The organism is Actinoallomurus purpureus (assembly GCF_024055795.1).
GTDB classification, from domain to species: domain Bacteria; phylum Actinomycetota; class Actinomycetes; order Streptosporangiales; family Streptosporangiaceae; genus Actinoallomurus; species Actinoallomurus purpureus.
The window spans coordinates 341,954-362,323 of sequence record NZ_JAMXMY010000003.1 but is presented as its reverse complement, the minus strand read 5'-3'; the positions used below and the strand labels follow the sequence as shown (position 1 = coordinate 362,323).

General features: G+C 70.7%; 25 protein-coding genes and 1 pseudogene. 14 read left to right on the top strand and 12 right to left on the bottom strand.

All coding sequences use genetic code 11. From position 1 onward, the window contains the following. Window positions 1-246: 246 nt before the first annotated feature. Window positions 247-669, top strand: coding sequence for a VOC family protein (locus tag NE236_RS09455; RefSeq protein ID WP_252841484.1), 423 nt, complete (start codon window positions 247-249; stop codon window positions 667-669). 228 nt (window positions 670-897) lie between these two features. Here the strand turns inward: NE236_RS09455 and NE236_RS09450 are convergent, their stop codons facing one another. Then, complete coding sequence (locus tag NE236_RS09450) at window positions 898-1,467, bottom strand: TetR/AcrR family transcriptional regulator (RefSeq protein WP_252841483.1); 570 nt, start codon at window positions 1,465-1,467, stop codon at window positions 898-900. Window positions 1,468-1,556: 89 nt separating this feature from the next. Here NE236_RS09450 and NE236_RS09445 point away from each other — a divergent pair, with 89 nt between their 5' ends. After that, window positions 1,557-1,976 (top strand): nuclear transport factor 2 family protein, encoded by a 420-nt coding sequence (locus NE236_RS09445; RefSeq protein WP_252841482.1) that lies wholly within the window; start codon window positions 1,557-1,559, stop codon window positions 1,974-1,976. A 151-nt stretch (window positions 1,977-2,127) separates the two neighbouring features. Here NE236_RS09445 and NE236_RS43390 read toward each other — a convergent pair whose 3' ends face one another. The 3 genes and pseudogenes from NE236_RS43390 to NE236_RS09435 form a co-directional block, all read right to left on the bottom strand. Beyond that, complete coding sequence (locus NE236_RS43390; protein ID WP_289850111.1) at window positions 2,128-2,250, bottom strand: hypothetical protein; 123 nt, start codon at window positions 2,248-2,250, stop codon at window positions 2,128-2,130. A 95-nt stretch (window positions 2,251-2,345) separates the two neighbouring features. After that, a pseudogene (locus tag NE236_RS09440) lies at window positions 2,346-2,735 on the bottom strand (cupin domain-containing protein); the annotation flags it as partial. 13 nt (window positions 2,736-2,748) lie between these two features. After that, window positions 2,749-2,895, bottom strand: coding sequence for a hypothetical protein (locus NE236_RS09435; RefSeq protein ID WP_252841481.1), 147 nt, complete (start codon window positions 2,893-2,895; stop codon window positions 2,749-2,751). 73 nt (window positions 2,896-2,968) lie between these two features. Between NE236_RS09435 and NE236_RS09430 the strand changes: the two genes are divergently transcribed. Both NE236_RS09430 and NE236_RS09425 read left to right on the top strand, forming a co-directional pair. Continuing rightward, on the top strand, window positions 2,969-3,478 hold the full coding sequence (locus NE236_RS09430) for a MarR family winged helix-turn-helix transcriptional regulator (protein ID WP_252841480.1): 510 nt from the start codon (window positions 2,969-2,971) through the stop codon (window positions 3,476-3,478). A gap of 145 nt (window positions 3,479-3,623) precedes the next feature. Further along, window positions 3,624-4,175, top strand: a complete 552-nt coding sequence (locus NE236_RS09425; RefSeq protein ID WP_252841479.1) for a YwqG family protein — start codon at window positions 3,624-3,626, stop codon at window positions 4,173-4,175. A 208-nt stretch (window positions 4,176-4,383) separates the two neighbouring features. On the opposite strand, the gene NE236_RS45010 is transcribed toward NE236_RS09425, so the two are convergent. From NE236_RS45010 to NE236_RS09415, 4 genes are read right to left on the bottom strand one after another with little or no spacing between them, the layout of a single operon-like run. Continuing rightward, window positions 4,384-4,479 (bottom strand): DUF397 domain-containing protein, encoded by a 96-nt coding sequence (locus NE236_RS45010; RefSeq protein ID WP_372494290.1) that lies wholly within the window; start codon window positions 4,477-4,479, stop codon window positions 4,384-4,386. Next, window positions 4,470-4,580 carry a DUF397 domain-containing protein gene (locus NE236_RS45005; protein WP_372494289.1) on the bottom strand — a complete coding sequence of 37 codons (111 nt, stop codon included), beginning with the start codon at window positions 4,578-4,580 and terminating at the stop codon, window positions 4,470-4,472. The genes NE236_RS45010 and NE236_RS45005 overlap by 10 nt, the downstream gene beginning before the upstream one ends. A 42-nt stretch (window positions 4,581-4,622) precedes the next feature. Next, complete coding sequence (locus tag NE236_RS09420) at window positions 4,623-4,718, bottom strand: DUF397 domain-containing protein (protein WP_252841478.1); 96 nt, start codon at window positions 4,716-4,718, stop codon at window positions 4,623-4,625. Then, window positions 4,709-5,542, bottom strand: a complete 834-nt coding sequence (locus NE236_RS09415) for a helix-turn-helix domain-containing protein (protein ID WP_252841477.1) — start codon at window positions 5,540-5,542, stop codon at window positions 4,709-4,711. The genes NE236_RS09420 and NE236_RS09415 overlap by 10 nt, the downstream gene beginning before the upstream one ends. A 91-nt stretch (window positions 5,543-5,633) precedes the next feature. Here NE236_RS09415 and NE236_RS09410 point away from each other — a divergent pair, with 91 nt between their 5' ends. The 3 genes from NE236_RS09410 (at window position 5,634) to NE236_RS09400 (ending at window position 7,392) form a co-directional block, all read left to right on the top strand. Beyond that, entirely contained in the window at window positions 5,634-5,936 is a 303-nt protein-coding gene (locus NE236_RS09410) for a hypothetical protein (protein ID WP_252841476.1), read from the top strand. A 17-nt stretch (window positions 5,937-5,953) separates the two neighbouring features. Next, entirely contained in the window at window positions 5,954-6,298 is a 345-nt protein-coding gene (locus tag NE236_RS09405; RefSeq protein ID WP_252841475.1) for a hypothetical protein, read from the top strand. 251 nt (window positions 6,299-6,549) lie between these two features. Then, window positions 6,550-7,392 (top strand): dienelactone hydrolase family protein, encoded by an 843-nt coding sequence (locus tag NE236_RS09400; protein WP_252841474.1) that lies wholly within the window; start codon window positions 6,550-6,552, stop codon window positions 7,390-7,392. Between the two features lie 130 nt (window positions 7,393-7,522). Here the strand turns inward: NE236_RS09400 and NE236_RS09395 are convergent, their stop codons facing one another. Then, entirely contained in the window at window positions 7,523-7,675 is a 153-nt protein-coding gene (locus NE236_RS09395) for a hypothetical protein (protein ID WP_252841473.1), read from the bottom strand. 103 nt (window positions 7,676-7,778) lie between these two features. Between NE236_RS09395 and NE236_RS09390 the strand changes: the two genes are divergently transcribed. From NE236_RS09390 to NE236_RS09370, 5 genes are all read left to right on the top strand, one after another. Next, window positions 7,779-8,690 carry a WD40 repeat domain-containing protein gene (locus tag NE236_RS09390; RefSeq protein WP_252841472.1) on the top strand — a complete coding sequence of 304 codons (912 nt, stop codon included), beginning with the start codon at window positions 7,779-7,781 and terminating at the stop codon, window positions 8,688-8,690. A gap of 274 nt (window positions 8,691-8,964) precedes the next feature. After that, window positions 8,965-10,497, top strand: coding sequence for an NAD(P)-binding domain-containing protein (locus NE236_RS09385; RefSeq protein WP_252841471.1), 1,533 nt, complete (start codon window positions 8,965-8,967; stop codon window positions 10,495-10,497). 10 nt (window positions 10,498-10,507) lie between these two features. Further along, on the top strand, window positions 10,508-11,542 hold the full coding sequence (locus tag NE236_RS09380) for an alpha-hydroxy acid oxidase (RefSeq protein WP_252841470.1): 1,035 nt from the start codon (window positions 10,508-10,510) through the stop codon (window positions 11,540-11,542). Continuing rightward, window positions 11,539-12,909, top strand: coding sequence for a cytochrome P450 (locus NE236_RS09375; RefSeq protein ID WP_252841469.1), 1,371 nt, complete (start codon window positions 11,539-11,541; stop codon window positions 12,907-12,909). Before NE236_RS09380 ends, NE236_RS09375 begins: the two co-directional genes overlap by 4 nt. Further along, window positions 12,906-14,450 (top strand): MFS transporter, encoded by a 1,545-nt coding sequence (locus NE236_RS09370; protein ID WP_252841468.1) that lies wholly within the window; start codon window positions 12,906-12,908, stop codon window positions 14,448-14,450. Before NE236_RS09375 ends, NE236_RS09370 begins: the two co-directional genes overlap by 4 nt. Here the strand turns inward: NE236_RS09370 and NE236_RS09365 are convergent. The 3 genes from NE236_RS09365 to NE236_RS09355 form a co-directional block, all read right to left on the bottom strand. After that, the gene (locus tag NE236_RS09365; protein ID WP_252841467.1) at window positions 14,398-15,753 is read right to left on the bottom strand and encodes a sensor histidine kinase; all 1,356 of its coding nucleotides are present in this window, start codon (window positions 15,751-15,753) and stop codon (window positions 14,398-14,400) included. The genes NE236_RS09370 and NE236_RS09365 overlap by 53 nt on opposite strands. Beyond that, window positions 15,750-16,439 (bottom strand): response regulator transcription factor, encoded by a 690-nt coding sequence (locus NE236_RS09360; RefSeq protein ID WP_252841466.1) that lies wholly within the window; start codon window positions 16,437-16,439, stop codon window positions 15,750-15,752. Before NE236_RS09360 ends, NE236_RS09365 begins: the two co-directional genes overlap by 4 nt. 199 nt (window positions 16,440-16,638) lie before the next feature. After that, entirely contained in the window at window positions 16,639-16,800 is a 162-nt protein-coding gene (locus NE236_RS09355) for a hypothetical protein (protein ID WP_252841465.1), read from the bottom strand. A gap of 251 nt (window positions 16,801-17,051) precedes the next feature. Here NE236_RS09355 and NE236_RS09350 point away from each other — a divergent pair, with 251 nt between their 5' ends. Continuing rightward, entirely contained in the window at window positions 17,052-19,250 is a 2,199-nt protein-coding gene (locus NE236_RS09350) for a molybdopterin oxidoreductase family protein (protein ID WP_252841464.1), read from the top strand. Between the two features lie 64 nt (window positions 19,251-19,314). After that, entirely contained in the window at window positions 19,315-20,370 is a 1,056-nt protein-coding gene (locus tag NE236_RS09345; protein WP_252841463.1) for a DUF2293 domain-containing protein, read from the top strand.

The following is a 20,370-nucleotide window of genomic DNA, read 5'->3' as shown; positions in this document are numbered from 1 at the left end:
CGAATGATCAAGCACGGCCGTACCGACCGGAGCCGCCCGACAGCGTTTGTCCCTGCCCATGCCGGCGACTAGGGTCGAGCGTGTGACTGCCGGGTCGGCCATGGGCCACACACGAGTGAGGCGCCCGGCTGCCGCGTGACCGCGGGGCGGGCACGAGCCCCGCCTCTCTCCTCTCCCCGTCTTGACTCTCGGCGCCACCGCGCCGCTCACCCAGGCACACCGCAGGACCGGAGAGAGGCATCACCGATGACACATGACCAGCAGCACGCTCCCGAGACCCACGTCGCCACCGTTCAGCTCGATCACACCGCCGTCTACGCCAGGGACAGGCGGGTGTCGGCGGAGTTCCTCGCCGAGATCCTCGACCTGCGGGTCGGCGCGCCGTTCGGGCCGTTCCTGCCCGTCGACCTCGGCAACGGCGTGACGCTCGACTTCTACGAGAAGCGCGACGAACCGATCCAGTCGCAGCACTACGCGTTCCTCGTACCCGACGAGCGGTTCGACGGCATGATCGCCCGCCTTGAGGCGGCCGGGGTCACGTACTACGCCGATCCCCACCACACCGAACCCGGCCGAACCAACGATCTCTTCGGCGGCCATGGCGCGTACTTCACCGATCCGGACGGCCACAACATGGAGATCATGACCCGGACCTACGTACGTCCATAAAAGGTCTCACCGGTCATTCGGCCGCCGCGGCAGGAAGCAAGTAGCCCTGCCGCGGCGGCCACCTCTCCGACGCCGATGAGTCGTCATGTCCGCCGCGTCGAGCCGGTCGGCGAGCCGATGGCGGTCCAGGTCACGATAGGCGCGCGCCCACAGGGGTTTGACGTCGTCGAAGTAGCAGGTCGCGATCACGGCGCGATGGCAGCCTCATGACGTGACCGCCGCGACAGATCAGTCGTCGGCCTTCGTCAGTGAGCGGATGGCCGGGCGGAGGATCTCGACGATCTGTTCCGGGTCGGCGTCGGCGAGGTGGTCGAGCTTGATCATGTGCCGGCCGAGGGCGACGCCGATGAGCACGGCGCTGACCATGGCGGCACGCAGGTCGGCTTGGTCATCGGGGATGGCCTCACTGATCCGGTCCTTGTAGACGCGGGACGCGGCCCGGACCTCGTGGGCCGCCTCGGGATGGGTGAGCATCGACCGCAGGACCGCCAGGGACTCGACGGGTTCGTCGGTCAGTGATCCGCGGAGACGGTCGAGGAGTTGCTCGGCGACCTGGTCGGCGGTGCCGCCGGGCAGCGGCGGGTTCCCGGCCTCGGTCGCCCGGGTGAACAGTTGTTCCTTGCTGCCGAAGTAGTGCATGACCAGGCCGGGATCCACGTCGGCGGCCGCCGCGACCGCCCGGATGGTGGTCCGGTCGTAGCCGGATTCGGCGAACAGCCTGCGGGCCTGCGCCAGGATCCGGGCCTCGGTGTTGCGCCGCTGCTCGGCCCGGGACGGCTGCGCCGAGGGATCGCTCACGCGGATCATTCTACGGACGTTGACTGAGAGCGGGCTCCGTTCTACAGTCGTTGAACGAGTCATTGAACGAGCGTTGAACGGAGGCTCGCGTGGACGAGCAGAGATCGACAGAGGGTCCGCTGGAGGTCCTGGAACGGCGGCGGCGCGTGCTGCTCGCACGCGACATGGACGCGTTCGCGGACCTGTTCGCGGCGGACGGTTTGATCGAGATGCCGTTCGCGGCCAAAGGGCTTCCCGCCCGTCTGGAGGGCCGAGAGGCGATCCGGGAGTTCTCGGCGCGTACCCGCGACATGCCGTTCGAGATCATGGACCTGCGCACCCGGCAGGTCCACCGGACGTCGGACCCCGAGGTCGTGATCGTCGAGCTCACGACCGTCGGGCGCGTCACTACGACGGGGGAGCCCTTCGAGGTCCCCTGTATCCAGGTCTTCCGGATTCACGACGGCCGGATCCTGCTGTTCCGCGACTACGTAGGCGCCCACACCCTGCCGGACCTCACCGTCGTGTGACCGTCCTGGACGAGCGCTGATCTCCCTTCCATTGACCGGCTCTCAAGCTTCGGTCGCTTGGTGAGTAAACGCGGAGGTCGCCCGCCGCCCTGCCCGCACTGGACTGCGCCGCGATCCCGGATGTGGTGCCTGATTGGCCGGTGGTGAGGCGTCAGCCCCGTCCGAACAGGGCTCGGGCGTTGCCGTGAGCGATCTTGCGGCGGTCCAGTTCGCTGATCGGCGCCCGTTCGATCCAGGCGGCGGCTTCGGCGTTGTCCGCGTAGGGATAGTCCACCGAGAAACAGCCTGCGACCGCCCCGGGCAAGCAGCCCTGCCGCGGCGGCCACCTCTCCGACGCCGATGAGTCGTCATGTCCACCGGGTGTCTCCTTCACGGGCCGGGGCCGCGTCGTCGTGGGGTGGCAGGGTGAGGAGGCGGCCCTCCGCCTCGCCGCCCCGGAAAACGACGCCAGACCGGGCTGTCGGGGAAGTGGTTGTCGTAGAGGTCCTGGGCGTCGAGGATCTCCTGCGGGCCGGCCTCTCCTCGGCGGACCCGGTCCCCGAGCCGGAAGTAGCCGAATCGCTCGGCTCCCGGTTTGAAGATCAGCATGTCCACGCCGGTGTGCGCTGGAGTGCTGAAGGCGTGCGGGGTTCGGGGCGGCACGAGCAGGAAGTCGCCCGTGCCGACGGTGACGACCTGGTCGCCGGTCAGGACGCGCAGGCCGCCGTCGATGATGTAGAAGATCTCGGCCGCCTCGTGGTGGTAGTGCGGCGGCGGCCCGTCGGCGCCCTTCCTATCTTGCTGCGGATGGCGCTGACCAGTCCCCCGTCGTCTCGGCGTCCGCCAGTAGTTCCATCGTGTTCGGTGGGTCGCCGAGGATCTCGGCCTCTCCCGCCCGCACCAGCACCGGCCGGCCGTCGCCGGAATCGATCGCTGTCATGTGCCGCCCTCCCAGTAGTTCGCTGCTTGATAGTACGATTACTAACTATCTTGTGTCGAATAGGATCGGTGGCATGGCGGGAGAGGCGGACAGGGAGCCCCGGGATGCGATCGACGCGATCCTCGACCAGTGGCGGCGAGAACGCCCCGATCTGGATCTTTCGGCCATGGGCGTCCTCGGCCGCCTTGCGATGCTCACCCGGGCCGTGGAGACGCAGGTGGACGAGGTACTCGCACGTCACGGTCTGGGGCGCGGGGAGTTCGACGTGCTCGCCGCACTCCGCCGTTCCGGCCCGCCGTACACCCTGATCCCTTCAGAGCTGTCAGCGACCCTGATGATGTCGCGCGCGGGTATGACCAGCCGGCTGGACCGCCTGGAGGCCGCCGGGCTGGTTGAGCGCACCCTCGACCCCGCCGACCGCCGCAGCTTCCGCGTCACACTGACCGACGAAGGCCGGCGGATCATCGACGCCACGCTCACCGACCACGCGGCCACCATGAAGCGCCTCATCTCCGGCCTCCCAGCCGAGGACGTCACCACGCTGACGCGCATCCTCCGTGCCATGCTGCACACCGTCGGCTGACGCCCGCCGCGCCGGGCCGTGGGCCGCCTCATGTGCGCGCCGAACGCTCGGTAAGCACGGCCAGAAACCAGGACAAACCGTCTGAGATCACCATCCGGCTCCGGCCTTCACCGAGCAAGCCGTACCGGCAGGACAGAATGGGCCGGTGACGCGTACGACCCCGGCTCCCCCGGTGGACCTCGCACGGGCCATTCCCGGCATGGGCGCCCATACCCGTGCGACGGTGCGGCTGCACCCTCGCCCCGGCAGTCTCGGCCCGCATGAGAGCCACGTCGGCGGCCCTCTCCTGTGGCCGGCCGCCGAGCCGTGGCCGCACTGCGAGGCGCCGGACTGTGACCAGTACGAGGAGATCCCGATGGTCGCGGTGGCCCAGCTGACCGCCGCCGACTTCCCGGAGATCACGTTTCCGCGCGGCGCCGACCTGCTGCAGATCCTCTGGTGCGTCGGCTACCACTGCTGCCCGAGCACGCCCCCTGCCGCGCGGTCTGGCGACGGGCATCGGACGTCACCGACATCCTGGAAGAGCCGCCGGTTCCGGACCTGGAGGGCGAGCTGCCGGGATTCTACGACCGCCCGCCTTCTCCCCGGCGGCAACCTCGACGCAGGCGCCGCCGTTCTCGGGGGGACCCGTGTGTTTCCACGGCGTCTACTCAGACAAGAAAATTATCGTCTCAGTGGAAGGCGGCTGAGGCGGTGACGTGCCGTCGGCGCCCATTACATGGGCATTTATCACACGAGGCCAGGGCGATAGCGGGCGGTTCCGGCGCGGGTGTGCGCGGCGTCGGTGGTGACCGGCACCCCCGGCGGGTGTCCCCCCACTCGGGGCGGCGGCCACGGAGGATTCTTCCTCTGCACCGCCGACCCCCACCACCCGGCCCTCTTCCACCACCAGTGACGAAAGCCGACTACCCGGCCGCCTTCTCCGCGATGGCAACCTCGACACATGCGCCGCCGTTCTCCGCACTGCGCTCGGACTTCCGCCAGTCAGTGATCAGACCCATAGCTCCTCCGCCGTCCTCCCAGAGGAAACCGCCACCTCGACGCAGGCGCCGCCGTTCTGTCCGCTGCGCTCGGACTTCCGCCAATCAGTGATCAAGCCCATCACTCCTCCGCTGGCTTGGGCTCCGGCGAGCTTTGCCTTGAGTTACTTGGCCGCCTTCTCCACAACGGCGACCTCGACGCAGGCGCCGCCGTTCTGTGCGCTGCGCTCGGACTTCCGCCAATCAGTGATCAGACCCATCGTTCCTCCGCCGTTCTACGAATGAACTCGATCGACTCGTGCTGTGACATGGCGTACGACCGGACAGACTCCCAGGCGCGCGAGAGAATCGAAACATCTTCTCCGGTGGTGGTGACTAGTCCACGCACGGCCGTCTCCAGGTATGCCACGTCGCGTCCGTCCGCAGTCGCAAGGATGAACGCTCCTGCTGATTGCGGGTTCGTCTCCGAGCGTACAACCTGGACCGTGAGCCGCGGCCCTATGGAGTCGACAAGTTGCTTTACCTGGTCGTGCATGATCTTGGCCCCTCCTACACCTCGATAAAGGACCGCTTCGTCCATGACGAAGTGCAGCGTCGGTGGTCGTGGAGACTCTCTGGTCAGAATCTGCTGGCGTTCCATCCGCGCGGCCACTGCCGCCTGATCTTTTCCGAGTAGGACAGCCGCGTAGTCCTCGGTCTGGAGTAGCCCTGGGATGTTCGAGAGCTCGACCCAGCGCAGGACGTCCGCGGTGGTCTCCACGTCTCGCCACTCTCGGAACCACTGGGGCGTGGGGTCGATGTCGAGTTGCTTGCAGACCTCCATGAGGACGCCCGCTGGGATGTGCAGCGCGCCCTCGATGACCGCGACCTGGTCGGCCTTCGGCAGCAGCCGTCCCGTCTCCAGGGCGCTCAGCCACGGCTCGCTGTAGCCGAGAAGCTCGGCCAGCTCCCGCTGACGGAGCCCGGCGGCATCGCGGTATCGCCGGATCTGACGCCCGAGAGTGATCAGCGCCGGGCTCGGCACCCTGCCCATTTTTGTCCCCTTTCGCCGGACCATAACGCGCATTACCTTGAGCCGCCTCATCGTGGCCGTGCTATGACAAGCACCCCTAAGCATTCCGATCATAAGTGGTCAACAGAAATCCTGGTGAGGCTTTCAAGAAAGGAGCGCTTCCATGGTGGAGCACACGACAGAAGAGATACACGCCTACGCGAAGTGGCTGACGCAGGCCTGCCAGATGGCCGGCCTGGACGCGGAGCTGCACGGCCACACGGTGCTGATCATCGCCGAGGATCACCACCTGTCCGAGCAGGTCACATGCCGGCCGGACGAGAGCGGCGCCCTTCGCTGGTACTGGTCCTGGGGCAAGCCGATCGCCCATCTCCGCGACACAACGCGGATCCTCACGCCGGACGAAGTCGACGATCTCGTGGCGGCGATCAAGAACGTCGTCTCCATTCCGATCCGCCGACGGTGACGCCCGAAGAAGAGCTCATGCGCTCACTGTCCCGGCTTCGGAAGTCGATCGACTCATTGACGGAGCGACCGCCCTCCGCATCCACCGAGTTGCTCCAACTCGACTTTCTCGTCCGCAAGTATCCGGCCGCCGCACGCATGAGTCTGCAATTCGCGGAACATCTCACGGTTGATCTCACGGCTCCTCCAGGCTGGTCATCGGCGGATCTGAACGGAGTTCCGTTGTGGCGGTGGCACGGCGGCCGTCCGGTCTACGTGGCGACCGGCGACCGCGACCGCGACCAGCTGCGATTCATTGGTGCCGCTCTCTCCCGATTCGATCGGATGACCGCCGAAGAATTGCACGCCTACCTGCGGGAATGACTCCGACGGACAGGCTCGCCGATAGGAGTGATCCATGCCAGAGGGTGGGGGCGCACCTGGACTTCGGGCTCACCCCCCTGTACGGATCCGTGGCGTCGCCGGAGACGATCGTCCGGGTGGAGGAGCATAAGGAGAGCGCACCGAGTTGATCGCCGCCGGTAGCCGGAACCAGGTGCCTTGCAAGCCGACGCGCCACGGCCAGAGGCGGACACCGAGGTGCGCTCTCCAGCCGCGGCTGGTTCGATGTCTTCGTGTATGAGGCGCTGGAGTGGGTCGGACGCCGGGTGGCTCACGGCGGTGTCGTCGAGCGGTCGTTTCGGATCGTGCGGGCAGGGAGCACCGTCCCAGGCGTGCTGTGGCTGCCGCCTTCGGTCTCCACCCCTCCCCTGGTCCTGCTGGGGCACGGCGGCAGCGGGCACAAGCGAAGCGAGCGAATCGTCGATCGGGCCCACTGGTTCGCGGCCCATGCCGGTCTCGCGGCGCTGGCGATCGACGGGCCGTACCACGGCGAGCGAGTTCCCTCCCCGATGGCCGCCGCGGACTATCAGGCGCGCATGGCGACAGAGGGAATCGCGGTCGTCCTCGATCGAATGACCGGCGAATGGCGGTCGACCGTGGACGCCCTCGGGGCTCTGGGCATCGTGGACACCGCCAACCTCGGGTATCTGGGAATGTCCATGGGGACACGGTTCGGCCTTCCCGTCACGGCCGCCATGGGCGACGAGCTTCGTTGCGCGGTGTTCGGGAAGTTCGGTCTCCGGCAGGCAGCGGCCATGCATGAGGGCTTGGCCGTCCCGGAGCGCGTCGCGAGCGATGCCCGACGGATCACCGCCCCCACCCTCTTCCACATCCAGTGGGACGACGAGATCTTCCCTCGGGACGGGCAACTGGCTCTGTTCGACCTCTTGGGATCACGGGACAAAGCAACTGGCCGGCTACACCGGACCGCACAGCGAGACCAGCCCTACGGCCACCGCCCTCTGGCGCGACTTCATCGCACGCCACCTGGCCGTCGGGGCCCGCCGTGGGTGAGCTGGGCGCCGCGCACGTCCTGTGGGCGATGCGGACGCAGCCGGACGAACAGCTCGCGGTGATGGAGGAGCTACTGGCCCAAGCGGCGGTGTAGTCGCCACCCCGCACAGATGCCGACGTGATCGTCCCAACGCGAAACAGGTCCGTTTACGGTCGGCGGAAGAAGGATCATTCGGACCTGCCGTCCTTGCGTCACTGCTCCGGGACGGATGATGATCCAAACTCGGGCAAATGGGGTGCCCGCCGGCGCGGGGAGGCGGCAGAGACGATGACGTCGTCGAATTCAAAGGGTCGGGGCGTGCGGTTCTCGGTGTCCGCGGTGATCGCCGTGGCGTCGGTGCTCACCGGCTGCAGCGATCCTCCCGCCGATCAGGCGACACGGTCGGTGCGATCTGGGGCGGCGACCCCGATGGCAGCGCAGAACACGCCGCCGGCTCAGAGACTGCCCATGTATCCGGGCTTGCGGCCGTCGGGGACGCCGAAGTTCATCGTCGCGGCCGCAGGACCGGTGGCGGTGTTCGATCCGCCGAGCGCCAAGGAGCCGACGTCCTACACTCCCGCGCATGCCGTTGTGCTCGACGCCGAGAGCGGGCGGGTACTGCACACGATCACGGCACCGCCGGGGATCTTCTCTTCGTGGTCGGCGGTCGCCGCGGCCCCGGACGACCGGACCTTCGTCATCGGCGGCACGACAGGACCGGGCGCCGGCTTCGCCTTCTACACGGTGCACCTGGACGACCAGGGCCGGCCGGGGACCGCCCGCAAAGTCCTCGCGCCGTTGCCGACGGCCGATCGGAACTCCCCTGACGGCGAACTGACGTTTGCGCTCAGCCCGGACGGCCGGCGACTCGCGTACACCTCGACGGCCTCGGGCGGCGTCACCGTGGTGGACATCGTCACGGGCATGGGCCGTACGTGGGCCGATCCCGGATCGTGGGTGCACGGTCTGGGATGGGCGAAGGACGGGCGTCGACTGTGGCTGCGGATGGCGGAGACGCTCAAGGTCCTGGACACGACGCGCCCCGGCGCCCCGCTGGCGCAGGCGGCGCGACCGGTCACCACCCTCCCCAACGCGTTCGACGGAGTGGTCACCCCGGACGACCAAGCGGTGATCGTCTTCAACGGGTCGCGCATCGAACGACGGCCCCTGAGCGGCGGGGCCGCACGGACGCTCGCGCGCCTGGACAGCAGCGCCGACGGGCTCGGCGGTCTGACCCTGGACGGTTCCGGCCGCTTCGCGTTGTACACCCAGGGCTGGCGCATCCACCGGGTCGACCTCAGCACCGGGCGTACGGCGTCGTTCCCCGTTCCGACCGGGAAGCGGCAGGGCAAGGGCGACGCACCCGGCGTCGCGTGGTGATCCGCCGGACTCCGGAGACCTGACGCACGCCTCGGCGAGCACTGCGGTGATGGAGCAAGTTCACCGGCCCGGGCGCCGTCGTGAAGCACGGTGCCCAGGCCCCAGACTCAGCCCGCGTCCGCCGCGATGGTCATCGGCTCGACCGCCTTCTCGGCGGGTTACGTCCTGGGGCCGTGGCCGCTCACCGTTCCCGGCGGGCTCTGAGGATTCTCTGAGATTCGCGACCCCATGCTTGCCGCGTCCGACCCCTGATCGAACTTCTGAGGTGGGCGTGGTGAAGGACTACCTGGTGATCGGAGCGGGACCGGCCGGGCTCCAGTTCGGATATCTGCTGGAGAAGGCGGGCCGCGACTATCTGATCCTCGAGGCCGGCTCGACGCCCGGCACCTTCTTCAAGACCTTTCCCCGGCACCGGACGCTGATCTCCAGCAACAAGGTGCACACCGGGTGGACCGACCCGGAGCTGAATCTCCGGATGGACTGGAACTCGCTGCTGTCCGACGACCCGGAGCTGCTGTTCACCCGCTACACGGAACGCTACTTCCCGCCCGCCGACGAGATGGTGCGCTACCTGGCCGACTTCGCCAAGGCGACGGGGCTGCGCGTCGCGTACGACAGTCGCGTCGTGCACGTGACCCGGGACGGCGACGGGTTCACGGTGCGGACCGAGAACGGTGAGGTGCACCGGGCGAGGCGGCTGATCGCGGCGAGCGGGGTCTCCCGGCCGTACATCCCGCCGATCCCCGGCATTGAGACCGCCGAGCCGTACACGACCGTGTCGGTGGAGCCGGGTGACTTCACGGACCAGCGGGTGCTGATCATCGGTAAGGGGAACTCGGCGTTCGAGACCGCCGAGAACCTGATCGAGAAGGCGGCGGTGATCCACGTCGCGGGGCCCAGCTCCGTACGGCTCTCGTGGCGGACGCACTTCGTCGGGCACCTGCGGGCCGTCAACAACAACTTCCTCGACACGTACCAGCTCAAGTCGCAGAACGCGATCCTCGACGGGAACATCAAGAAGATCGAGAAGCGGGACGACGGCTACCTCGTCACCGTGGGCTTCTCCCGCGCGGACGAGGTCACCAAGGACGTGCCGTACGACCGCGTGATCGCGTGCACCGGCTTCCGCTTCGACGCCTCGATCTTCGACGAGGCGTGCCGGCCCGAGCTGACGATCCGCGACCGGTTCCCCGCGCTGACGCCGGCGTGGGAGTCGGTGAACGTCCCGGACCTGTACTTCGCCGGGACGATCACCCAGTCCCGGGATTTCAAGAAGGGGACGAGCGGGTTCATCCACGGGTTCCGGTACGGCGTGCGCGCCCTCCACCGGATCCTGGAGAGCCGGTACGAGGGCGTCGAGTGGCCGCACCGCACCCTCCCCGCCACGCCGGACGCGCTGGCGGACGCGGTCCTGGAGCGAGTCAACCGCACGTCGGCGCTCTGGCAGCAGTTCGGGTTCCTGGCCGACGTCATCGCCGTCGACGCGGACGGCGCGCGCTACCTGGAGGAGATGCCGTTCGACCACGTCGACCTCCCCGACCACTACCGGATCACCCTGGACTACGGCCCGGACCACGACAAGCACGACCCGTTCGACATCTCGGTCCGCCGTATCGCCCAGAGCGACTCCGGCCGCGCGGACGAGGGCCACTACCTGCACCCGGTGGTGCGGCACTACCGCGGCACCGAGCTCGTGGCCACGCACCACATCACGGAGAACCTCGAGAACGAGTGGGACTCCCCGACGACGCACCGGGAGCCGCTCCGGGCGTTCTTCGCCGCGCAGGCCGCGACCGTGCCGGCCTGAGGGAGGAGCGGTGCGGACCCTGCGCGAGTACGAGGCCGTGGCGCGCGAGCGCCTCGACCCCGTGTACTACGACTACTTCGCGGGCGGTGCGGGCGACGAGATCACCCTGCGGGCGAACGAGGCGTCGCTGGCGCGTCTCGCGCTCGTCCCGCGCATCCTGCGCGGCAGTGAGCGGCGCGAGCTCGGCGTGACCCTGCTCGGCACGCGGGCGTCGATGCCGGTGCTGGTGGCGCCGACGGCGTTCCACCGCCTCGCCGCCCCCGACGGCGAGCGCGCGACCGTACGGGCGGTGGCCGCCGCCGACACCATCATGATCGTGAGCATGGCCGCGACCGTGGCGGTGGAGGACATCGCGGCCGAGGCGCCCGGAGCGAAGCTGTGGTTCCAGCTGTACGTCCAGCCCGACCTGGGCTTCACCGAGGCCCTCGTCCGGCGGGCGGAGGCGGCCGGCTGTACGGCCCTCGTCGTCACCGTCGACTCCCCCGCCCTGGGCCGGCGCGAACGCGACGACCGCAACGCCTTCCACGACCTTCCGGACGGTCTGCGCTGCGAGAACCTGCGGATCGGCGACGCCCCTGGAGACGTCCGGCAGATCGCGATGTCCCCGGAGATCTCCTGGGACCACATCGCGTGGCTGCGGGAGATCACCGACCTGCCGATCGTGCTGAAGGGCGTCCTGCACCCGGAGGACGCCCGGCTCGCGACCGAGGCCGGCGTCGCCGGCCTGCTGGTGTCCAACCACGGCGGCCGCCAGCTCGACACCGTGCCCGCGACGATCGACGTCCTGCCGGAGATCGTGGACGCCGCCGGCGGCCTGCCGGTGCTGATGGACGGCGGGATCCGGCGCGGCACCGACGTGCTCAAGGCTCTGGCCCTGGGCGCGAGCGCGGTGGCGCTCGGCCGCCCGGTGGTCTGGGGCCTGGCCGCCGAGGGCGAACAGGGCGTCAAGGGCGTGCTGGAGCGGATCCGTGAGGAGGTCGACCACGCCCTCGTCCAGTGCGGCTGTGCGTCGGTCGGCGACCTCGACCGGACGTTCGTCCGATGATGACCACCGTCGTGGCCGTCGTCGCGGCGGCCCTCGTCCTGAGCCTGCCGTACTGGCTGCCCGGCCGGATCGTCGCGCTGCGGGTGTGGATCTTCGCCCGCGTCAACGGCGACGAGGGCATCACCGTCCCCGGGCCGCTGGTGGACGTGTCCCGGTTCAAGCAGGTGTACGCCGACCCGGCGGCCGACGGCCGCAGCCGGGGCGCCGCCCTGTCGGACCTGTTCTGGTACTGGCTCGCGCCCGGCCCGGAGATCCACCAGGAGCACCTGGAGCCCGGCCCGATGTACGAGGAGGTCGCCAGGACGACCCGCGCGTTCCTGGCCATGCCCACCGCGCGGGCGGAGGAGCTGACCTCGCTGTGCGTCGAGCGGGGCCTTCGCGCCATCGACCGGGCGACGACCGTACGGCTCCGTGACCTGATGATGCCGATCTGGGCCGAGTTCTACTACGAGGTGGTGTTCGGCGAGCGGTGCCCGCCGGAGGCCCGCGAGCTCATCGTCGCCAACGCCGACGACGTGGTGACGGCGCTCAAGTGCTGCGGGCTGCGGCACATGGACCGGCGGCACCGGCTCACCGACTACCTGGAGCGCCGCCTCCCCGACGTGCGGCATCCCCTGCCGGAGGGGATGCCGGCGCGGGAGCGGGCGCTGTACCTGCAGGGCACTTTCTTCAACACGGCGATCGTGCAGACGTCGGAGGCGATGACCCACCTGCTGATGGTCCTCGCGCACCGCCGGGACGTGCAGGAGCGGCTGCGCGACGCCGACGACCGGTACGCCCAGCGGGTGGTCGACGAGACGCTTCGGCTGTACCCGCTGTTCGGCGTCGCGCACCGGGTCACCTCGGGCGAGATCCGGGTCGGCGAGGACACCACGATCCCGGCGGGGTCGGTCCTGTGCTTCGCCTATCCGGACTTCCACCGCGCGGGGTTCGACGACGCGGACGCGTTCCGTCCCGAGCGCTGGGAGACGCTGTCGGTGCGGGACGTCAACCACATCCCCTTCGGCGTCGCCGCCAACCGGCCGTGCCCGGCCTGGCACCTGACCCCGATCACGATGCGGGTCGCGGCGCGCGAGGTCGTCCGCTGCTTCACGCTGCGGACGTCCGCCGCGCACACCCGCTCGGTCCCCAACCGCGGGCCGTGCCTGCTGATCCCCCGCGGCGAGACGTCCACGGGCGTACGGCGGGCGGCGCCGCTGGCGGTCATGCGCGTCCGGGACCGCTGGGAGGACGTCTGGCGCAGCCTCGTCCAGCTCGTCCTCGGCGGCTACATGGTGTGGGACGCCCGCCGGCAGCGGCTGTGCGAGCGCCACTTCGCGCACATCGAGGCGGCCTCGGCCTGCCCCGTCACCGGGAGGTCGCAGTGAAACGACACGCGTTCTGGATCGGATCGCTGCTGTTCGCGGCCGGGGTGCTGCTGCACGTGCCCGACTACGTGATGGCCCGGCACGACCACTTCATGATGGCCGGCATGCCGATGGGCCGCACGATGTCGGTCGGCATGGCGCTGATCGTCGCGGGCCTCGCCCTGTGCGTGTGGCGCCTGCTGCCCGCGCGGGAGGAACGGGCCGCCCGCGCGCGGCGCGCCCCGGCCGCGCCGTACGCCGCCCTCGACGAGGCGCCGCTGACGCGGGCGCACTGGCTGCTCGTCGTGGTGCTCACGGTCGGGCTGGTCGTCGACACGATGAAGCCGGCCTCGCTCGGCTTCGTGGTGCCCGGCATGGCCAAGGAGTACGGGATCAGCACGCGTGAGGCGGCGACGCTGCCGTTCGTCGCCATCACCGGCACCGTCGTCGGCTCCATCCTGTGGGGGTTCCTCGCGGACGTCTTCGGCCGCCGGTCCACGATCCTGCTCTCGGCGATCATCTACATCGCCACCTCCATCTGCGGCTTCATGCCGAGCCTCGGGTGGAACCTCGTCATGTGCTTCTTCATGGGCGCGTCGGCGGGCGGCATGCTGCCGACCGTCTACTCGCTGATGGCCGAGTCGATCCCGGCGCGGCGGCGCGGCGGGCTCATCGTGCTGCAGAGCGGGCTGGGCGCCGCCCTCGGGTACCTCGTGGCCAGCGGCGCCTCCACCCTGCTAGTCCCCCATTTCAGCTGGCGGATCCTGTGGGTCCTGGGCGCGCCCACCGGCGCGCTCCTGCTCCTGCTGAGCCGCTGGATCCCGGAGTCGCCGCGGTTCCTGCTGTCCGTGGGCCGGGACGAGGAGGCCGCGCGGGTGATGGCGCGGTACGGGATCACGACCCGCGCGTCCGGGGCCGCCCCCGCGGCACCGCCCGCCTGGTCGTCGTTCCCGTCACGGGTCCGCGCGCTCGTGGTGCCGCCGTTCCGCCGGCGCACGGCCACCATCACCCTGTACGGCCTGGGATGGGGCATCGTGAACTGGGGGTTCATCACGTTCCTGCCGACGTTCCTGGGCCATGACGGCAAGTCCTCGGCCAGCGGGCTGCTGTTCTTCTCCTCGCTGTTCGCGGTGCCCAACACCGCGCTGGCCGCCTACCTGTACGGGCGGTGGGGAAGCCGCCGGACGATGTTCTGCTACGCGGGGATCACCGGCGGGGTGCTCGTGCTGTTCCCGGTGCTCGGCGTGGACGGGGACAAGGGCCGGGGGCTCCTCCTCGTCCTGCTCGTCTCGCTGCTCGCCGGGGCCGGCGGCATGATCGCGCTGCTGTCGCCGTACGCCACCGAGGTCTATCCGACCGCCCTGCGCGCGGGCGGCAGCGGCCTGGCCGCGGCGGCGGGCAAGGTCGGCGGCATGCTGGGCCCGCTGCTCCTGACGTCGGCGCCCGAGCTGCGCACCATGGCGCTCATCGTCGCGCTGCCCGTCGGCGCGGCGGGGCTCGTGCTGTGGGTCACCGGGATGGAGACCGCCGGGCGGCCGCTGGTCGAGGCGGAGACGGGCTGACCGGGTCGGCGGGCTCGGCCGGCTCGGTGCGGGTGGACGGCTCAGCCGGCTCGACGCCGGTGGGCCGCGCGGCCGGGTCCGTACGGACGGATGGCTCGGCGGGCAGCCGGACGGTGAAGGCCGCCCCCGCACCGGGGCGGCCGTCCACCTCGATCGTCCCGCCGTGGCCGTCGACGACCTCGCGCACGAGGGCCAGCCCGAGGCCGAACCGGCGGCCCGCCCCGTGCTCCCCGCGGGCGAACCGGGTGAACAGCCGCTCGGCGTCCCGTGGGTCGAGCCCCACGCCGTCGTCGTGGACCTCCAGCTCTACCGTGGCCCCGACGCGGGCGAGCGTCACCGTGATGTGCCCGCCGGGGGTGGTGTGGCCGAAGGCGTTGTCGATCAGCGAGGTGACCACCCGCCGCAGCGCGGGTTCGACGCCGCGCACGATGTGCGGGCCGGCGTCCCGGCGCCGTACCTGAAGGATCAGCTCGCGCGCCTCGGCGCGGGCGCTCTCGGCGGCGATCAGTCCGTCGGCGAGGGCGCCGAGGTCGACCGTGCCGAACAGCCCGCGGGCCTGCCGCAGCTGCGCGGACAGGAGCAGGTCGTCGATCACCTCGCCGAGCTGGCGGGTGCCGGTGACCATCCGCCGCACCTCGTCGGCCAGGGCCGACGGGTCGGTGTCCTGACGCAGCCGGCGTTCCAGCAGCTGGGCGCGCGTGTGCAGCTGGGTGAGCGGGGTGCGCAGCTCGTGGCTGGCGTCGGCGACGAACCGCCGCTGGCGGGCGAGGGCCTCGCCCAGCGGCGCGATCGCCCGGCGGGACAGCAGCTGGCCCACGAGCAGCGCCGCCACCAGCCCGGCGGCCTCGGCCGCGGCCAGCGCGCCGTAGAGCCGACGCCGTTCCTCCGCCTGGTAGCGCAGGTCGATGACGGCCTGGCGGACCATGCCGTCCCGGAACGCCGTCCGTACGACGTAGGCCCGGCCGCCGACCGTGACCCGGTCGACCCTGGTGCGGTGGTCGGCCGCGACCCGGCGCAGCGCCGTGCGCACGGGCAGGTCCGCGGGCGCGCCGGGCGAGGTGGTCAGCGTGGCGCCGCGCAGCTCGAACAGCCAGATGCACGGCGGCGGGTGGGCGATGTCGGCGCGCGCGACCGCGACGGCCAGATCCCGTCGGGCGGAGGTGTCCTGGCCCTTGATCGTCATGCAGTAGACGAGCGTCCCGACGAGTGCGACCACGACCGTGACCGCGGCGGCCACCTGGGCGGTGATGACGGCACGGGCGCGGATCAGCAGCCGGCGCTCGAGGTCTGGTGGCCTGGTCACAGCTCACCCGCCCGGTAGCCGACGCCGCGTACGGTGCGCACGACCTTCCGGCCGAGCTTGTTGCGCAGGTAGTAGACGTAGGTGTCGACGATGGACTCGGCCTGTGCCGCGTCGAAGACGTGTTCGCGCAGCGCGGCGCGCGTGTGCACCTGGCCGGGGCTGGTCGTCAGCACTCGCAGCAGCTCGTACTCACGTCCCGACAGGGTCACCTGCCCGCCGTCCGGGAGGGTCACCATGCGAGTCGTGAGGTCGAAGCGGCCGGCTCCCAGCGGCAGGACCTGGGCGCTGTCGCGGTTGCGGCGGTGCAGCGCGCGTACCCGTGCCAGCAGTTCGTCGATCTCGAAGGGCTTGACCAGGTAGTCCTCGGCGCCCGCGTCGAGCCCGGCGACGCGGTCGGCGACGGCGCCGAGCGCGGTGAGGACCAGCACCGGGGTGGCGACCGCGCGGCGGCGCAGCCGGATCAGCAGGTCCAGACCGTCGATCGCGGGCAGCCCCCGATCAATGATCATCGCGTCGTACGCCCGGCTCAGGCCGAGGTGCAGGCCGCGCTGACCGTCGCGCGCGACGTCGACGGAGTAGCCCTCTTCGGCGAAGAGCCGGACCAGCATCTCGCGGAGCTCGTCGTCGTCCTCCACGAGCAGGAGACGGCAGCGCGACGCGGCGCGCGGCTCGACTTCGGGGATCATGACACCACCGTGTCATCCCAGAGTGGATCTTTGTCAGGATTCCGACAAAACGGCAGGTCCTTGACGCCACCGGCGTCCAGCACTCCGGCCAGGTGGTGATCTTCACGTTTGTTCGGCGGCTTCGGCGGAGCGATCGCACGAAGAAGAGGGCCCGGCCAGTGGCCGGGCCCTCCGATGTCGTGGTGCGATCAGGCTTCCGTCACTGCTTGCCGGACTTGCCCTTACCGGACTCGCCCTTACCGGACTCGGCCTCAGCGGGCTTTCCCCACCCGGCGGCGTTCAGCGCTTCTTCCATCCCGTCCAGGGCCTCTGTCAGCTTCCTGACCTGCCGGTCTCGCCGGGCTTGCTGCACACGGCGCATGTTGACCATCTCCTCTGATTTGGGTCCCGCACGAGCTGCCGGGACGACTTGAAGAGGACTGTCTAGGGCAAGGTGCAGTCGGCAACGCGGATATCCGGCCCTCGGCGGTTTCCGCAGGCGCATCCGGCGGCCTTCGCGCACCGACGAGCAGGCCGGCGAGCCTCCGAAAAAACTGAAACCCGAATCGGGTTCCATCAGTGCGGCCACAGCCCATATCGTTTCATCAGGCAACCCCGTGCTGTGGAGGGCCGATGCCCGAGACGACCGCGTACCGGATCTGTCCCCTGTGCGAGGCCACCTGCGGTCTCGAGCTGACGATCACCGACGGCCGGGTCACCGGCGCCCGCGGCGATCGCGCCGACGTCTTCAGCCACGGCTTCATCTGCCCCAAGGGCGCGACCATCGACGAGCTGGAGAACGACCCGGACCGGCTCCGCTCCCCCATGGTCCGCGACGGCGACGACTGGCGTGAGGCCGACTGGGAGGAGGCCTTCGCGGCGGTGCGCCGCAGCCTCGACGGAGTCGTCGGACGCCACGGCCGCCAGGCGCTCGCCCTCTACCTCGGCAACCCCAACGCGCACACCCTGGCGGGCGGCCTGTACGCCGGACCGCTGGCGCGGGCACTCGGCAGCACGAACATCTACTCGGCGAGCACCGTCGACCAGATGCCGAAGCACGTCTCCAGCGGGCTGCTGTTCGGCGACCCCCTCGCCATCCCGGTGCCGGACCTGGACCGCACCTCCTACCTGCTGATGCTCGGCGCCAACCCGCTCGAGTCCAACGGCAGCCTGTGCACCGCCGCCGACTTTCCCGGGAAGCTGAAGGCGCTCCGCAGGCGCGGTGGCACCCTGGTCGTCGTCGACCCGCGCCTGACCCGCACCGCCCGCCTCGCCGACCGGCACCTGCCGATCCGGCCGGGTGCCGACGCCTACCTGCTGTTCGGCGTGGTGCAGGCCCTGTTCGCCGAGGGGCTGGTCGCCGACACTCCCGGCGTCGACGGCGTGGCGGACGTGGAGCGGCTCAGCCGTGACTTCGCCCCCGAGCGGGTCGCGGAGGTCTGCGGCGTCCCGGCCGAGGAGATCCGGCGGCTGGCCCGCGAGCTCGCCGCCGCCCCGAGCGCCGCCGTCTACGCCCGCATCGGCACCTGCACCGCAGAGTTCGGCACGCTCACCAACTGGCTGGTCGACGTGATCAACGTGCTGACCGGCAACCTCGACCGGCCCGGCGGCGCGATGTTCCCCCTCGGCGCGCACCGCCGCCCGGGCAAGGGCACCGGACCCGGCTTCCGGACCGGCCGCTGGCGCAGCCGCGTGCGCGGGCTGCCGGAGGTGAAGGGCGAGCTGCCCGCCACCACGCTGGCCGATGAGATCCTCACCCCCGGCGAGGGCCAGGTGCGCGCCCTGATCACGGTGGCCGGCAACCCGGTGCTGTCCACGCCCGGAGGCGAACGCCTCGGGGACGCGCTCGACACCCTGGAGTTCATGGTCAGCGTCGATCCGTACCTGAATGAGACGACGCGGCACGCCGACGTCATCCTCCCGCCGCCCCCGCCGAGCCGGTCGCCGCACTACGACATCGCGTTCGGGGAGTTCGCCGTGCGCAACAACGCGCGGTACTCCCCGCCAGCACTCCCCCTCCAGGACGGGGAGCTTGATGAGTGCGCGATCCTGGCCCGCCTCATCGGCATCGTGTCCGGGCAGGACGCCGACGTCGACGACTCGGTCATCGCCCACCTCCTCGGCAAGGCCATCACCGACCCGTCCTCCCCCGTCCACGGGCGGGACCCGGCGGAGCTGCGCCCGCTGCTCACCGGCGACACCCCGGCGCTGCGCCGCCTCGACCTCATGCTGCGCCTCGGCGCGTACGGCGACGGCTTCGGCGCGAGCCCCGGGGGCCTGTCCCTCCAGGCGCTACGGGACGCGCCGCACGGCATCGACCTCGGCCCGCTGAAGCCCCGGCTGCCCGAGGTCCTGCGGACCCCGTCCGGCCGGATCGAGCTGTGCCCGCCGCCGCTGGCCGAGGACACCGGCCGCCTCCGCGACGGCCTCGCCCGCCGCCGTACGGGCCTGGTCCTCATCGGCCGCCGCCACCTGCGGTCGAACAACAGCTGGATGCACAACCTGCCCGGCCTGGTCCGAGGTTCGAACCGCTGCACGCTCCAGGTCAATACTGAGGACGCCCGTCGGCTGGGGCTCACGGACGCCGGAACGGCGAAGGTGACGAGCGCCGGCGGCACGATCGAGGCCGAGGTCGAGGTCACCGCCGAGATCATGCCCGGAGTCGTCAGCCTTCCCCACGGCTGGGGTCACGGCCTGCCCGGCACCCGGATGTCCGTGGCCGCCGCGCACCCCGGCGCGAACGCCAACGCCCTCACCGACCCGCTCGCCCTCGACCCGCTGTCGGGCAACGCCGTGCTCAACGGGGTGCCGGTGGAGATTCAGCCCGCCTGACGGACGGGGAGCCCGCCCCAGATCGATCGGCGCAGGGGTGGCCGGTCCAGTATTTTTGCTTGTCATGAACCGGGCAATCACCTCGGCTCTCGAACGCCGAGTTGTCGCCGCGGCCGAGGCCGCCCTCGCCGACTCCAGGTCGGTGTCCATGATCGACGTCCTGACCGGACTGGGCTGGCTGCCCGGCCGGCGGGTGGACGAGTGGCGTCAGGGGCGCATCGCCGACCTGGAAGAGGCGCTCAGCGTGCGCGCCGACAAGCTCGCCACCGCGCTGGCGACCCTCCACGAATGGGCGGAGCGCCAGGGGCTGAGGCCGAGCGAAACCGCGTACGTCGCCGCCGCCCGCGATCGCCGACCCCTACGATTCACCTCCGATGGCGACGAGGTCGTCGAGCGGGCGTTCCGGACGCATTGGCTGTCCCCCGACCTGTCGGAGGCGAGGCGCGAACGGCTGATCGAACGGCAGAATCGCGCTCCGGACCTGGTGGTCGTCATGCCGCTCAAGGACTGGAACTGCGCGGTCTGTCACGGCACCGGCGACCTCATGATCCTGGAGGACGACCAGTCGACCTGCCTGACCTGCGCCGACATGGATCACCTGGTCTTCCTGCCCTCGGGCGACGCCGCGCTCACCCGGCGGGCGAAGAAGGCGAGCACCCTGTCCGCCGTGGTCGTCCGATTCAACCGGCGGCGCAAGCGGTACGAACGGCAGGGGCTGCTGGTCGAGGAGCCCGCGCTGGAGCTGGCCGAGGAGCAGTGCCTCGCCGACGAGGACGTACGGGCCCGGCGGCGGGAGCGTGACCGTGAACGGCGCGCCGATGAGGACCTGGAGTTCCAGGCGAGGATGGCCGGCGAGATCAGGCTGATGTTCCCGGGGTGCCCCGCCGACCGGGCGGAGGCGATCGCCCGCCATGCCGGGACGCGCGGCAGCGGGCGCGTCGGGCGGTCCGCCGCCGGGCGCGCCCTGGACGAGAGGGCGGTCAAAGCCGCGGTCGTCGCGTCGATCCGGCACGAGGACACCGGCTACGACACGCTGCTGATGTCCGGAGTGCCGCGGATGACCGCACGGGAGCGGATCCGAGCCGACGTCGACGCCGTCTTGGAGCGCTGGCAGGGCTGA